Raw genomic sequence first — 16,030 nt, forward strand, 5'->3', positions numbered from 1 at the left:
AACATCATGATGAAATCTAGATATCAAATTATTTTTAGCTGCGTTGTTTTAGCTTTTGCATTGTCGCAGTGTAAAAAAACAAACACGGAGGATTCGGGTTGCGTAGCACCTTCACTGGATAATATTGTTCCTTTGGCAAACCCAACAACTATTGTTCCTGCGACAGATTGGATAAAAGTCGAGTCTGGAGAATTTACAATGGGAAATTTTTCTACCAAAAGAGACGACCCAAAAAATGAAAAGCAACCAGATGAATTGCCTGCGCATAAAGTCAGTTTAGATGGTTTTTACATCTCAAAATATCAGGTAACCATGAAACAGTACCTGGCGTTTTGTGATGCTACAGGTTGGCCTAAACCACAAGAACCTTATTTTAAATGGGGAAAAACGGCTGACAGTTTGAACAGACCCATTGTAAATGTATCCTGGTACGATGCGAAAGCATACGCTAAATGGGTTGGCGCAAGATTGCTTACAGAAGCAGAATGGGAATATGCAGCCAGGGGCGGACATTTAGGAAGTGCGCCAGCCGTAGATACCATGTATTTGAGCGGTGGGCCATATACCTATTATACCGGTGCGGAAAAAAGTACCAAAATAGATTTAACGAGTTTAGCCTGGTTTAGAGATAATACGTCCAATCAAGGGCCTAAGCCAGTAGGTACAAAAGAGTCTGGGCGTGTAGATAAAAATGACGATGTGTCTGCTACTAAATACCTTACCGTTAAAGGAGAGAAGGTGTATAATGCGGGGCCTGGAGATAACAGGTTGGAAACGTATGATATGATTGGGAACGTATGGGAATGGTGTGAGGATTGGTATGACAAGGATTACTATAAAAATTCGCCAGCCAGTAATCCGAAAGGACCACAAAATGGTTTGAACAGGGTAATCAGAGGGCAGGCCTGGAATTCATTGAAAGAGTATTGCAGAGTAGCTAACAGAGGAAGTTTTTCACCATGTTCAAAGTATGATAATGTGGGAATACGTTTAGCAAAACCATTGTAATATAATTTCTTAATACCAGTCGGCCGTAAGATGCCGACTGGTACTCATTGAGCTTTAGAGATGTTTTAAAAAAGCAAATAATGATTTGCCTGGGATAGTTATTGCCGTTATGGAAGTTTTACCTATGATTATCAATTCGTTACAGAACAACATTGTGAAATTTAAAAAAATACAAAAGATGAGTCTTTTTAAACTACAGGAATCTCGTTGTTTACTGAAGTTTTTTTTCGGAGTTTTCTGGGTTTTGACAAATTTGTCTCGTCAAAATGCATATGCAGAAGCTGCATTGCCGGCTACGTCCTATAAGATAGCTACAGTTGACGCACCAAAATGGAGTGACGAACGGAAAAAGGAAGAAGTACGTTCTGAAATTGACCGCATCGCTAGTCAGGGTTTCAATGTAATTTCATTGGGTACCTATAAGTTCATGCCTATGTATTTTGTCGATTATTCGACAACAAAATATCCCGATGCTCAGCAAATAAGTTTGGATCGGGTAAAAAAGAATGTAAGTACAATAAGGGATAATATGCGATATGCCAAACAAAAGGGCATCGAGTATATTGTTTCCCGTTCATACAGCCATTACATTCCTTATCAACTATGGAAATCGCGGCAAAATGTTTTTAATCCGGGAAACATTTATACCAGATATCTGGACAATGCCCATCAAAACGATCTTTATAAAAGTGCCCTTGCCGGAAAGGGAGATGTAATCGGTCATCAGCAATGGACCAATCCGGTTTATAAAGACTTTTTCATAAGCTCCACAGTGCAGATGCTACAGGTGCTGCCTGAACTGGATGGTTTTTTAAATGCTTATGCGGAAGCGGCCTGGACATTAGACGAGCAGAAACTTAAAGAAGACCAATGGAAGGTCTGGAAAGAAAATATTAAATACGATGAAACGAACGCTAATTTCATTGACTATGTAAATCACTTGCATAGAATTTTGGCTGAAGCTAGAGGTAAGAAAGCGTTTTTAGGAATACGTGACTGGTATGTGGATGCTAAAATTTTAGAGAAGTTAGATTTTCCTCTCGACGAATTTTTTATAGCCGTAAAATATGGTGGTTTCGATCAGCCGGTAGCGAATTATGGTCCTTGGGGAGATACTTTAAAATCGAAAGGTATAAGGGTGATTCAGGACATGCTGGTATTTGATGCAGAACACCCCCATCCTTTATATTGGTATGATAGCGATTTTATCACCAGGATGATTCAAAATGTAATACATTCCGGTTTTGGAATTCAATACCAGGATTTTCAGATTAAAGGTGATGATAAGGCGGATAATCCTATCCGTTTACTTGCTCAGGAAACTGTGGGTAAGGCATTGAAAAATGAAAAATTCGAGCGGAAAGATGCTGTCACATTCCTGGAGAAATATTATGGTAAGGGAGCGGATAATTTATTAAAGAGTCTTGAACTGGTAACGTCAGCACAGGAGGACAATATTAAAACAAAACCTGCCTGGTTCTGGCAGGGTGACGGTTTAACGCCTGGGGGGTTGGGGACAGAAAGATATTACATGTTCCTGGACAATCCTGAAGCGCCTTCAGGCATGAAGTTTATACGTCAGGAGGTGGTGAGTTTGAAAGAATATGTAAACGCAACATTAAAAGGTAAAGATTTTCTACAGGCACAAGCTGTACGCTGGCAATCGGAAAAAAGAAGAACACCAGTTGAAGTTACTACAGCGATGAGGAAGAATGCGTCCGAAGCTGTTGATGCTGCTTTAAAAGCTGCCGCTTTATCATCAAAGAAGGCTCCTCACTTACAGGAAATTGTAGCCAGTGCAGTTATTCATCAACAACTGGTTGAACGTGATATTGCCTTCATGGAATCGGCCCTGGCTTTTTTTAGCAGTGGTGGACAGTATGACGGAAGATATAATACCTCCCAGGAAATGCTTCATAGCGGAGTAGATAAAAAAGCGGAATGTATTGCTGCGCTGAATAAGCAGGTTTATCACGATCTGCTGATTGCCGAGTTGTGTAATAAATATATGCCAAGAAGGAGAGGTGTACGCCATAGCGAGAAGGCTTATGATTTTACCAAACGTATTGCAGCCATTATGGGGCAAAAAATCACCTTGCCCACACAGGCAAATGAAACTGAGCTGAAAAAATTAGTTAATATCATTGAAACGAGTACGAAATAATGTTAGGAATAAATATTAAAACAGCTCTTATCGTTTTCGCATTTTTACCATTTTTTGTGCTGGCAAAAAATCCCGACATGACCGTTTCCTTAAACGGAGACTGGCAGTTTGGTAAGGCAAGAAATTATACGGGTGTTACCCGGGTACCCGGAATAGCTACAGATCCGGCCAAAATTGGAACGGAAAAGCTATGGTATAAAAAAAGGGTACAACTGCCGGCAGGTGATTGGAAATATGCAACGCTCCAGTTGAAAGGCGCTCGCTTTTTACCGGAAGTGTTTATTAATGGCGAGGCCGTTTCTAAACAGAACGGTGGAATGGCCCCAACTTTTCACCTGCTTAAGCATAAAGCTGTAAAGCCCGGAACAGCTGTTGATATAGAAATAGCACTTGCTTCATTAAACGACATTAAACCCGAGGATGCTTCTTTTATTCCACCTGCAGATCAGTGGCGTTCCAATGTGTCTTCGGGATTGTGGGATGATGTGATTTTGCATCTCCATGGCAGTAAAAGAATAGACCGTATCATTCCTTTTATCGATTATAAAAATCAAAAGGCTTCCATACGTTTCGATCTGGTGAATTTGCGGGGAGAAAATCAGCCGAGTAAAGTACAGCTGGAGGTACTCGATCAAAATGGAAAAGTACTGATCGCTAAAAAAGGTGTTTCCACCTCCTTGAGTGATTCAATTTCTTTTCAGTACAACAATATTTTAAAAAGTTGGTCGCCAGATGCCCCGCATTTATACCGGTTAAGGTTAAGTATTTCAGATAAAAGCGGACTGTCCGATCAGCAGACCATCTCTTTTGGAATCAAGAAGTTTGAGGTGAAAGGCAAACAATTTTACCTTAATAATGCACCTTCAAAAATAAGAGGCGGAACCGTGGTGTGGCACCGTTGGGTACGCTCGGCTGAAGGGCGGGAATTGGGATTCGATACCACATGGTTTAAAAAGAATATCGTACAGCGTTTAAAAGATCATGGAGCAAATTATCTGCGCTTTCATTTGGGAAAACCTCCTGAAAGGTTTCTGGATCTTTGTGACCAATATGGTTTGCTTGTACAATACGAATGGAGTTTTTTTCACGGAATGCCTGCTACCAAAGAAAGTTTACTAGAGCAATACAAAAATTGGCTGGACGTAGCTATGCGGCATCCCTCTGTAGCATTGATTCATCCTTATAATGAAACCGAAGGCGAGCAGCTGGATACAGCCTGGGATGCTCTGGGTATATTATTGAAGAATTACCCGCCTTTGGTACTTGAAGACCGGGATGTGATTCATGTACACAAATATTGGTGGAGTCTGTTCGAAAACCTTGGCTTGTACTATGATAACGCGGATCAGTTCCCTAAAGCCATTATGGTTGACGAATTTGGAGGAAATTACCTTGATGAAAAAGGTGAGTTGGGAGGATATAAAGCACTTAAGGAAAGTTATCTGCGGTTTCTAGGTAGGGAAAATACGGTGAGCGAACGTTTAAACTTCCATGCTGCATCGCATGCTAAAGTATCGGAATACTGGCGTCGTATAGATGCTGGTGGTTTTGCACCATTCTGTATTCTGAGCAGTTGGGAAGACGGCAATACCTGGTTTATGGGCAACCTGAAAGATGGAAATCCGAAACCGGTTTGGGAAGATTTAACGGCTGCGTTTTCTCCCGTTTCCGTAAGTCTTGAATTATGGGACAGAAATTTTGAGCCAGGACAGAAAATAGACCTTCCCGTTTATCTTTTTAATGATAGTGATAATCCTTACACTTACGCCGTTAAGCTGTCAATCGAAAATAAGAGCGGGCAGGTTATCTGGCAACAGGAAGTTAAAGCCAAAGCGGATAAATTTTCAAAAAGAGTAGAAAAAATACCTGTGGTATTACCTGTCGGTCAAGGAAGTTATACTATAAAAGCGGTATTGCAGAACAAGCCATCTACTGTTAAATATCCGGTTGTTTCCAAATGGGAAATTCAAGTGTTTAAAGCTATGGTTCCGGCTGAGTTGGCAGGCACCAGGGTTGCGGTTCCGGAAAATGAACCCGAATTAAAAGCTTTTCTTAATAATCATCAAATCGCATCCGAACCTTTAAAAGAAGAGACGAAAAGTGATCTGATCATTACATCATCCCATACATGGAACCAGCTTTCAAAAGGAGATGAAAAATTAAAAACCATTTTGCAGAATGCAATCGAAAAAGGTGCCTCCGTTTTAATGCTGGATGCCGGTCCAAAACATCTTGGCCAGGGATACCCTTCAAAAAACGGTGAATTGGGCCCACTGCAGGGCGTGGTGAAAATTAGTGATCCTGAAATTTCCACCTATCAGCTCTTTAAGGGCGTTTCATTAAAATTTACTGAGGCTGCAGAGCCCGAAAGTCATCTTCATCCTGATAAAAATAATGATGCACTTTGGGCAAACCTTTCTAAAGATAATACCAGGTTATGGAACGGCATGCGAGGAGGATTAATTGTGCCGGCCGCAGATATGGAGTTTTCCGGATTGAGTTCCAAAGCCTTTATGTCTCAATGGACAGCCAGGGGGGCCAATGAAAGTCAGATAAAGAAGGGGCCTTATTATGCATATGAGTTGCAGGGATTTTATGAGTTTTCATCCAAAGCGAATGATGAGGCAGTTCAGAAAAAGCTAAAAGCCAAGGTAGAGTTTCTGGTAGAAGATGCACCAGCGTTAGCGAGTGCCATCAATCCCAGAACGCCTGTAAGTATGACAGATCTTGCTTTGGGCTATCTGGAATCCCAGAAGGGGACGGCCGAAAGCTTTGCGCCATTGGCCAATTGCGGTAAAAACTTAACCCGTACTCCGGTTGCCATGATAAATTTCGGAACTGGAAAAGGAAAGCTTATCGTTTCGCAATTGCTTACGGCAGGCCGTATGGCGAAAGGATTTGGTGAAGCAGGGTTGTATGATATCCGGTACGACGAGGCTGCAGTTCAAAACGTTTTAAATATGATGAAGCTTGCGTTGCAAGGAAAATAGATAGAAAAATGAAGAATAAAAAAATTAAAATGCTGTTTATGGGAGCCTTTGCTATGCTCTTGTTTACTGATGTAAAAGCTGATTCACGACTAATAAACAAGCTAGATATATGGGATATCTGGACCTATAACTATAATGCTTCGCATTGGATTGAACAAGCTAATTTGCATGCTGGTACTCAGATGTATGGAGATGCTCCGCAAATCACGATAAGCTCTTTACCAGCTACGCTGGAGGGGGCAGATTGGATACAAACGGCTTATGGATCAAAGGCGTTTTCACAATCTAAACTAGCGACTTTTGAATTGGCTGGAGATGCTGATGTTTTTATCGTACATAACCGGAAAATCGATAAAAAGCCTGATTGGTTAAAGTCTTATAATAAACTATCAGAGAAGGTAGAAAATTCGACCGGTGAAATCTTTGATGTATACAAAAGAAGTTTCAAGAGAAATGATAAAGTAAGTTTGGGCAGCAATGGAAGTATGGATCATTCTATGTATTCCGTAGCAGTAAAGCCAATAGGAAATCCCCCAGCTTTACCTAAACCCACCGGTAAAATTTACGATATTGTGAAATTTGGAGCTAAAGGAGACAATCAGACTGTTAATACAGTAGCTATACAAAAAGCCATAGACGCCTGTACAGCAGACGGAGGAGGAAGTGTCTATATCCATGACGGTATTTATGTAACTGGAACACTGGAGCTAAAAGATAATGTGACCCTGTTTGTACAGGCCGGATCGATTTTAAGAGCATCCTCTAACCATGCAGATTATCCGCAAAAGATATGTGCTTTCAAATATTACAGAGGTAATGAACATTACCAGCTAATTTATGCAGAAGGCAAAAAGAATATAGGTATCACCGGAGGTGGAATTATCGATGGTTTTTCTCATGGAGACAATTGGCCATGGAGAGGCAAATCAAATGAACACGAGAGACCTCGCCTTATTAGAATGGTACAATGTACTGCGGTAAACGTCAGAGATATCACCCTTATCCGCCCGGCAAACTGGACACAGTTATACGAAGCCTGCGATAATGTAAAGCTAATTAATGTAAGGGTAAGGGCTTATACAGGGCAGCATAACCAGGATGGAATAGATATTAGCAGCTGCAATGGAGTGGAAGTAAAAAACTTTTATGCCATGACCGGTGACGATGCCATTTGTTTAAAAGCGATGTCGCAAAAACCTACGGAAAATATATTTGTAGACGGAGTAGTGGCACGATATGCCAATTGTAATGCGGTAAAAATAGGTACGGAGACACACGGCGATGTAAAGAATGTACATGTTAAAAATGTAGTAGCTAATACCAGATATTCCATTGCTATAGAGGCAGTAGACGGTTCGAATATAGATGGAGTAACCTACGAGAATATTTTATTAACCAGTTGTAGTTCGCCCTTATTTATCCGAGCAGGAGATAGAGGCAGAACTTACGAAGGCGGACCAAAGAAAGCACCGGTAGGTTCTATAAAAAACGTAACCATTCGAAATGTAAGAAATACGGATATAGGGTATGTTGATATGCGAAACGGGCCGGGAGTAGGTGCCGCAATTGGAGGAATTCCGGATAGCAAAATAGAGAACCTATTGATAGAGGATTGTGACTTCCTGTTCTACGGAAGCATTCAGGATACTACGCTCATTTATACCGCACCACCGGAAAACAGAGATAAATATCCGGAATTTAATATATATGGCACTTGTCCGGCTTACGGATTGTATTTAAGACACGTAGATAATGTAACATTGAAAAATGTGAGTATCCGTTCGAAAAACCCAGATGTAAGGCCGGCAATAGTAATGGATGATGTGGATAAATACAATTTCTCCAATCTTAATTGCGAAGAATTCCCGATGACACAGCCAGCACCGATTTGGCATAAACAAAAAGATAATCCAAAAAGAGTAAAATAATTGAAATTTTAATAGAAGAAGATGAAGAAGCTTATTAACAAGACCTCGTTGTGTTTTCTACTTACAGCCAGCTGTATGACGTTTTCCACGGATTTGGTAAAGGGACAATTGCCAGATCCTATTATTCTGAAAGAAGCTAATATCAAGTTACCCAAAGATCCAAAAAGAATATCCAAAACGATAAACGAGAACTGGACCTTTAACTATTTTCCTAAAAAGGATGCAGATAAAGCAGGCTATGAACAACCTGGGTTTAATGATGCTAAATGGAGTGTAGTTGCTGTTCCGCATACCTGGATGACTTATGAAACGACGGGAGAATTACATCCTTATGTCAAAAATGCCTCTCCGAAAGATAGTCCATATTGGTGGGATGGATGGGGAATTTATAGGAAGAAAATCGTGATAGGTAAAGAATTTGCAGACAAGAAGTTGTTTGTAGAATTCGACGCTGTACAGAAATATTCTAAAGTATGGTTGAATGGTAAATATTTAGGAGATCACAAAGGTGGTTATGGAGGTTTCTATTTTGATATCACAGATGCTGTGAAATTTGGGGAAGAGAATCTTTTGGTTGTGGCGGCTAATAATACCATGGATGACAAATATTCGATTCCGCCAATGAGTGCTGGTAATTTTGATGTTTATGGTGGAATTAACCGGGATGTAAGGATTGTTATAAAAGATAAGTTGCATATACCTTATCAGGGATCTTATAAACACGAAGGCGGAACATTTGTAACCACTCCGGTAGTGAACCAGAAAGAAGGTGTAGTTAATGTACTTACCTACGTAAAAAACGATTATAAAGAAGATAAGAATGTAAAACTGGTAACCATTATCACCGATGCGGATAATAAAGAAATAGATCGCATGGAAGTGAGTAAGATACTTTCTACTGACAAAATACACCAGTTTTCTCAAAAAAGTAAAACGATAAATAAACCGAATTTATGGAGTCCGGAGACGCCTTATGTATATAACGTTCATACGGAACTGTATCTGGATAACAAACTGGTAGATACCTATTACAGTCCACTAGGATTCCGTTGGTTTAAATGGGATTATACAAAGAATAAATTACACCTTAACGGAAAAGAAGTTCATGTACACGGACAAAACAGACATGAGGAATATGTATGGTTAGGAGGAGCTTTCCCTAAATGGATTGCCATGCGGGACATGAAGGATATCAGGTATGGTTTGGAACATAATTTTATGCGTACCGCACATTATTCGCATGATGCATCCATTTATCATTTTACGGATAGAAACGGAATTTTTATTAATGAGGAACTTCCAAACATAAAGAATCAGGTATTTAATCAGGAAGTGCAAGAGCAAAATCTGCGTGAAATGATCAGGAGGGACAGAAACCACCCGTCCATTTTCTTTTGGAGTATGGGAAATGAAACTACCGATGCCGCTGATTCTAAATGGGCGGTAGAGGAAGATACAACCCGTATCGTTACCTCGCGCCATGTCTATAATGATTCTGCTGGCGAGTTTAACCCGCATACAGAAAAAAATATGTCAATTGAAGGCTTCCTGCGTTGTACAATAAAAGGCTGGTATAGTAAAGATGAAAGGGATCTGGAACCTACTGACGGACAACATGCGGGTACAGAAGAAAATGATGTAAAGAGGGCATTGGAAAAAAATGTACAATCTCATTACGGCTCTGTTTGGTTGTATGCGGACCACGGTGCAGATAGGGAGTATGTGAATTCTCCGTTAAAGCATATTAATCCTAAAGGATGGGTTGATTCGTGGAGAAATCCGAAATACAAATACTATCTATGGCAGGCCAATTTTGCAACAAAACCAATGGTTTTTATTCAATATCATTATTGGAGAAAACAATACATTGGGCAAAAGAAGAATTTTATGATTCATTCGAATTGCGATGTTGTAGAACTGTTTGTTAATGGCAAGAGCAAAGGAAAGAAAAATCTAAATGCAGCAAACCAGTTTACAACGACCTTTAACGACATTCTTGTAGAAAAAGGAATTATAGAGGCTGTTGGAACTAAAAAGGACGGAACTAAAGTTTCCTATAAAATAGAAATGGCAGATGATGCCAAAAAGATTGTTTTGGAAGCATCGCATACCAAACAGTTTGCCGGAAGAGATGGCGTTATAGAAATCAGAGCAAAGGCGTTTGATAAAAATGGAGTTCAGGTTATAGGAGCCAGGCCGACACTAAAATGGACAGTGAAAGGACCGGCAACATTAGTCGGACCAGAATCTTATACTAGTGATATACACAAGGTAGAAGAGTCTGAAGGTACGATGTATATTGACCTGCCTGTTACCAATTTAATCAGATCGACAGGAGAGCCTGGAAAAGTAGAAATCACTGTAAGCACAAGCGATTTGGAAACGGGTAAAGTGGAAGTTGAGTTTGTGGCTAAAGATAAATCGGATGTTGTGAAAGGTATAGAAGAACCGGTGCTGTCTTTGCAGGGACGTGAAGCAATTCCGCATAATATGACTCAGGTTTCAAGGATAATAGCACCACAGGAAATGAAATATTTCACCGGTGAGCTTCAGTACCCTATGGACAAGATTAAACCGAGTGTGACAGCCTTTATTAAGAAGGAAAATCCTACTATTTCAACAACAACATTGGAGTTCAATTATGTGATTGCAATTTTTACGCAAATGATGCAAGCGAATAACGGACGCTTGGTTGCGGATGATTACAATTTTACGGTAGATCAGTACAATATTTCCAGAGAGATAACACGCTTTATAGATAAACAAGATTTTCCACAAGCTTATAAAGACGAGCTTAAAGACTATTATGCTTACAACATTGTGTTTAAAGGACGTGACAAGAATTTTATTTATCAAAAAGACTTGATAGCTAAAATTCCTACAGGCGGAAAATCGGTAATACTAAATGCGAAACAGAAAAAGTATAAAGATGTAATTTATACTTCTGAAACAGATTTGAAAAAGCTTGTTCATCAGGTTTATCCGGAGACGGCAAAGTTGGAGGATGGAGAAATGGAGACTATTTTAAACTTCATTGTAAATGTAAATCCTTATGTTTCATCTTCAAGAACAAGAGATCGTAAGACGAAAATCTATACGTATACTTATAGTATAGATGCTGATAAGGCAATATTACTGCCAGATCCGGCTAAGATTCAAAAAATTAAAAAATTTCCTTCAAAAGAGTTTTAAGAAAAGACAATCAGATTAATACACACTGCAGCGAATTAGTGTTGCAGTGTGTAAATACTCACAATGTATGATTCGAAAGCTAAGTGTTTTGATATTGATGTTCCTGTTTTTTAAAGAAAGCAAAATATTTGGGTATAACGAGAACGATATTGTTTTATATCCAGTAGTAAAAAGTGCTGAAAGAAGTATTCTGTTTTCTACCAAAACAAATGGGGTTTCTGTATTTACGGAAAAGTTTAGGGATATATCTTACGCCAATTTTGCTCATAATCGCCCAGCTTCTATAGAAGTGAAAGTAGAAGAGAAGATTTTAAATTGGGATATCAGTCCGAAAAAGAATATTAAGATGGCCAGGATGGTCGGTAATTCGGTACAATTTAATTTAGAAAAGCCCGGTTTTCATGTGCTAACCATTAATAACAAACATCGTTATTTTTTACTTGCTGATAAGAAAGAAAAAGGAATATCAGCAACTCCAAAAGCAAAAATAATTGATATTAAGAGCTATGGAGTTGATTCTACCGGAAACAAAGTGGAAACTAAACTTATTCAGCGCGCTTTAGACGAGACAGCCAGAGATAAAAAAATATTGGTCTTTTCTTCTGGTATCTACAGGACAGGTACATTAAAGATTAGCAGTAATGCGAATATTTATCTGGCTCCGGGTGCGGTGATTAAAGGCTCGGATGATAGAAATGATTATCCCGCAGATGGTAATAAAAAAGAATCCGATCATGTAAATGACAAAGCCAATTTTACAGATAATGGAGAATGGATGACATTTAGCAGGTTGATATTGATTGGAGAAGCTGAAAATGTAAGGATTTGGGGATCTGGAATAATTGATGGAAACGGAAGAGTAGTGAGAGCACAGGGAAAGCCAGCCAATCTTATTCGCATCAGAAACTCTAGAAATGTAACGATAGAAGGTATTATGTTAAGAGATCCAGCAAGTTGGAACACACATATCCTTAAATCAGAAAATATTACTATCCGAAATGTTAAGATTTTAAATGATAGAGAGGTAGCAAACACTGACGGTTTTGATCCGGACGCTTCGCAAAATGTTAAAATCGATAATTGTTTCGCGTATTGCGGGGACGATAGCATTGCCATTAAGAATACGAATAATAGCGATTTAATACAGGATTGCGACAATATTGTAATAAAGAATTCGGTGTTTATTACTAAAAAATCGGCCTTAAAAGTGGGAACAGAAACGAAGGGAAATACCATGAAAAATATCCTTTTTAAGAATAATACCATCTTAGAAGGAGATAGGGGAATGGTACTTTATTGCTACGATGGAGCTGGTTTTAGAAATATAAAATTTCTAGGCAATAGTTTTGAGAAAGGTTATAAAAGTAAAAACCTGAAAATTCTCCATTTCGAAATATTGAGCAGGAACGGACAGGGAAGCATAAAGGATATTTTGATAAAAAATAGTCGTGTGTCGTCAAGCTTTTCCACTATTTCCGAAATATCCGGATTAAATAACGAACATACCGTTTCAGGAGTGAGATTTAAGAATTTCAGACTGGATGGCAAGATGTGTTCAACACCGCAAGACATAGGATTGAAAGCTAATCAATTTGTTAAAAATTTAAAAATCACCAAATAAGCTGTTACAAATGAACTATTTCCATAAGATAATTTCGACGACGATAACAATGTGTATCATGCTGGCCTTTTTAAGCCTGAATTCTTTCGGCATGAGTAAAGGTTTGGGCCTATATACTATACCAAAAGGGGCTGAAAAAAGTAATCTTTTTAATACAACTGTTAACGGAAAAGAGGTTTTTACAGAGAAATTTAAAGATGTAAACTATGTAAGATTCTCTCATACAAAGGCTGTAAGTATACTCGTAAAAAGTGCTGAAGATATTAGCAGTTTTAGAATTTCGCCACAAAAGGACATTATATCTCCAAAAGCAAATGGAAAATCTTTGGAGTTTTCCATTTCAAAACCGGGATATTATGTAGTTACTATTAATAACAAAGAAAAGCTATTTGTATTAAGCGATACTCCCGATAAGGATAAACTTAAAAAATCTGATTTTATAGATGTGAAATCCTATAATATTGATTTTACCGGAACAACCATTGTTACGGAAAAACTCCAGAATGCCATTAATGATGCTATCAGTAAAAATAAAACCCTTGTTTTTTCAGCGGGAATCTACAGAACAGGTACGTTAAAAATAGGCAGTAATGCCAGAATTTATATTGCCGATGGAGCCATGATCAAAGGGTCTGAAAGTAGGAATGATTATCCAACAGATGGAGGGAAAAAAGAATCGGATCATATTAATGATAAAGCCAACTATACTGATAATGGCGAGACCATGACCTTTAGCCGTTTGATTTTGATAGACAATGCCGAAAATGTAAAGATATGGGGCGACGGCGTTATTGATGGAAGCGGAAGTATAGTAAGGGCTCAAGGAAAACCTGCCAATCTGATTCGTATCAGAAATTCTAAAAATATAGAACTCAAAGGATTGGTACTACGTGATCCGGCATGCTGGAATACGCATATTCTAAAATCAGAAAATGTGGTGATCAGGAATATCAAGATGTTGAATGATCCCAATGTGCCAAATACAGACGGTTTTGATCCAGACGCATCTAAAAATGTTCTGATAGAAGATTGCTTTGCCTATTGTAGTGATGACAATATTGCGATAAAAACGACCAATAATGGTGGTCTTCTGCAAGACTGCGAAAATATTAAGGTAAATAATTGTGTGTTTTTGACCCGGAAATCTTCGCTTAAAGTTGGTACCGAAACCAAGGGAAAATCTATGAGAAATATTGTTTTTAGCAATAATTATGTGGTGGAAGCCGACAGAGGACTGGCATTGTATTGTTATGACGGTGCCACGTTTGAAAATATACAATTCATCAACAATTATATCGAAAGAAACTATCCGGATAGCCGACGAAAAGCGATCCATTTTGAGATAAAGAACAGGAACGGAGCTGGAACAATTAAAAATGTATTGATCAAAGACTGTTCTATCGGCGAAGGTTTTTCTAAAGGTTCGGAAATGCTGGGTTTAGATGCTAACCATACTATAGACGGAGTGGTTTTTAAAAACCTTAAGGTTGATGGAGAACTTTGTTTACAACCGGAAAAGTTGAGGTTAACAACCAATAAGTTCGTTAAAAACATTCGATTTGAAAAATAACAACAAATGAAAAAGATAATTGCTATAATATTATTTATATCGGTTAGTTTGAGTGTTGCTACAACATCAGCTGCCGGTTTAGCTAAAATAGTACCTGTAAGTAACTATAGTTCCGAAAGTAGTCTGTTTCAGGTAGCCATAAACGGAATTGCTATTCCAACGGCATCGTTTAGCGATATTAGCTACTGTTCCTTTGTACAGGAGGGTGAGGCTACTGTTTCTGTAAAGTTCAAAGAAAAAGTAGTTGATTATGTTGTAAGCCCACTAAATAAGAAAATAGAAACGAAACTTATAGGAACAAATGAAGTTCAATTTAAGCTAAAAGAAGCTTCGTATATAGTCGTTACCATCAACAAAAAAGAAAGACTGTACCTTTTTGGAGATAAAACAGATTTTAAAAATGCTGATAAGTTAGTTGACGTTAATCAGTATTTGTCTGAAAATAAAGCAGTCCAGACAGCGGAAATACAAAAAGCGATTAATGAGACGGCTGCAAAAAAGCAAACTTTACTTTTTCCTTCAGGTGTTTATATTATCGGAAATCTGAATATTCCGTCGAATACCAAAATTTTTATGGCACCGGGAGCCGTGATAAAAGCTTCCGATAATATGGAAGATCTAAAAAATGACGATAAACTACCTGGAAGAGGATTTTTTAGAATACAAAACGCAGAAAACGTAAGTATAAGAGGTTTGGGCATCATTGATGGAAATGGAAGAAAGCTGAGAGACCAATATGGTGATCAGGCTCGTATGAGAATCTTCCTGATTATTTCGTCAAAAAATATCAATATAGAAGGAGTTATTGCAAAAAATCCGGGTTCCTGGAATACACAAATTAGATTTTCTGAGATAGTGAACCTAAGAAATGTAAAGCTCTTGAATGACGCGACTTTATCCAACACGGATGGTTTTGATCCGGATGCTTCGTCCCGTGTTGTTATAGAAAACTGCTTTGCTTATTGTGGAGATGATAATGTGGCGATTAAAGTTACGGACGCTAAAGGACCTGTGAAAAAAACATCGGATATAACCGTGAAAGGTTGTGTGTTTTTAACCAGAAAATCTTCACTGAAAGTGGGGACAGAATCTCGGGGAACCAGCATTAGCAATGTATTGTTCGAAGATAATGATGTGATAATGTCGGACAGGGGAATGGCATTATACTGTTCTGATGGGGCAGCTTACGAAAATATCAGGTACATAAACAACCGCTTCGAAACCAATTATCCGGATTCGAAAAGAATGGGGATTCAATTCGTTATCAATAAAAGAAACCCGAATAGCCTGATAGGTACCATGGACAAAGTACTGATTAAAGACTGCAAATTTTATCAGGCTTTTCCGAAAGCGTCAGAAATCAAGGGAATGGATGAAGGGCATAAAATTAAAGTGAAAATCGAAAACTTGGTTATTGGTGATAAAAGGTGTAAAGATTTGTCATCTGCGGTTATCAATACAGAATTTGCGGAGGTTATAATCGATTAAAATGAAAAAATAAAGCTTATATGGAGTAGTCTATTAAAAAAAATATTAACCAATTATAAACCAAAAATT

At 38.4% G+C, this 16,030-nt stretch carries 8 protein-coding genes; all 8 read left to right on the plus strand.

All coding sequences use genetic code 11. The features are described 5' to 3' along the window. Nucleotides 1–6: 6 nt before the first annotated feature. The 8 genes from PEDSA_RS04005 (at nt 7) to PEDSA_RS04040 (ending at nt 15,961) form a co-directional block, all read left to right on the plus strand. Complete coding sequence (locus tag PEDSA_RS04005) at nt 7–1,008, plus strand: formylglycine-generating enzyme family protein (protein ID WP_083811748.1); 1,002 nt, start codon at nt 7–9, stop codon at nt 1,006–1,008. Nucleotides 1,009–1,186: 178 nt separating this feature from the next. Continuing rightward, the gene (locus PEDSA_RS04010; protein WP_148233492.1) at nt 1,187–3,172 is read left to right on the plus strand and encodes a hypothetical protein; all 1,986 of its coding nucleotides are present in this window, start codon (nt 1,187–1,189) and stop codon (nt 3,170–3,172) included. Further along, the gene (locus tag PEDSA_RS04015; protein ID WP_013631869.1) at nt 3,172–6,162 is read left to right on the plus strand and encodes a glycoside hydrolase family 2 protein; all 2,991 of its coding nucleotides are present in this window, start codon (nt 3,172–3,174) and stop codon (nt 6,160–6,162) included. The genes PEDSA_RS04010 and PEDSA_RS04015 overlap by 1 nt, the downstream gene beginning before the upstream one ends. Nucleotides 6,163–6,170: 8 nt before the next feature. Then, the gene (locus tag PEDSA_RS04020; protein ID WP_148233493.1) at nt 6,171–8,090 is read left to right on the plus strand and encodes a glycoside hydrolase family 28 protein; all 1,920 of its coding nucleotides are present in this window, start codon (nt 6,171–6,173) and stop codon (nt 8,088–8,090) included. 75 nt (nt 8,091–8,165) lie between these two features. Then, complete coding sequence (locus PEDSA_RS04025; RefSeq protein ID WP_169311975.1) at nt 8,166–11,282, plus strand: glycoside hydrolase family 2 protein; 3,117 nt, start codon at nt 8,166–8,168, stop codon at nt 11,280–11,282. A 67-nt stretch (nt 11,283–11,349) separates the two neighbouring features. Next, nucleotides 11,350–12,903, plus strand: coding sequence for a glycoside hydrolase family 28 protein (locus PEDSA_RS04030; RefSeq protein ID WP_148233494.1), 1,554 nt, complete (start codon nt 11,350–11,352; stop codon nt 12,901–12,903). A 58-nt stretch (nt 12,904–12,961) separates the two neighbouring features. Beyond that, complete coding sequence (locus tag PEDSA_RS04035) at nt 12,962–14,473, plus strand: glycoside hydrolase family 28 protein (protein ID WP_041536967.1); 1,512 nt, start codon at nt 12,962–12,964, stop codon at nt 14,471–14,473. 6 nt (nt 14,474–14,479) lie between these two features. Then, on the plus strand, nt 14,480–15,961 hold the full coding sequence (locus PEDSA_RS04040) for a glycoside hydrolase family 28 protein (protein WP_013631874.1): 1,482 nt from the start codon (nt 14,480–14,482) through the stop codon (nt 15,959–15,961). The last annotated feature ends 69 nt before the right edge of the window (nt 15,962–16,030 follow it).

It is taken from the genome of Pseudopedobacter saltans DSM 12145, assembly GCF_000190735.1.
Taxonomy (GTDB): domain Bacteria; phylum Bacteroidota; class Bacteroidia; order Sphingobacteriales; family Sphingobacteriaceae; genus Pseudopedobacter; species Pseudopedobacter saltans.

Coding starts and splice junctions, on each gene's coding strand:
- PEDSA_RS04025 (WP_169311975.1), top strand. CDS start 8,166: ATGACGTTTTCCACGGATTTGGTAAAGGGACAATTGCCAGATCCTATT.
- PEDSA_RS04005 (WP_083811748.1), top strand. CDS start 7: ATGATGAAATCTAGATATCAAATTATTTTTAGCTGCGTTGTTTTAGCT.
- PEDSA_RS04040 (WP_013631874.1), top strand. CDS start 14,480: ATGAAAAAGATAATTGCTATAATATTATTTATATCGGTTAGTTTGAGT.
- PEDSA_RS04010 (WP_148233492.1), top strand. CDS start 1,187: ATGAGTCTTTTTAAACTACAGGAATCTCGTTGTTTACTGAAGTTTTTT.
- PEDSA_RS04020 (WP_148233493.1), top strand. CDS start 6,171: ATGAAGAATAAAAAAATTAAAATGCTGTTTATGGGAGCCTTTGCTATG.
- PEDSA_RS04035 (WP_041536967.1), top strand. CDS start 12,962: ATGCTGGCCTTTTTAAGCCTGAATTCTTTCGGCATGAGTAAAGGTTTG.
- PEDSA_RS04030 (WP_148233494.1), top strand. CDS start 11,350: ATGATTCGAAAGCTAAGTGTTTTGATATTGATGTTCCTGTTTTTTAAA.
- PEDSA_RS04015 (WP_013631869.1), top strand. CDS start 3,172: ATGTTAGGAATAAATATTAAAACAGCTCTTATCGTTTTCGCATTTTTA.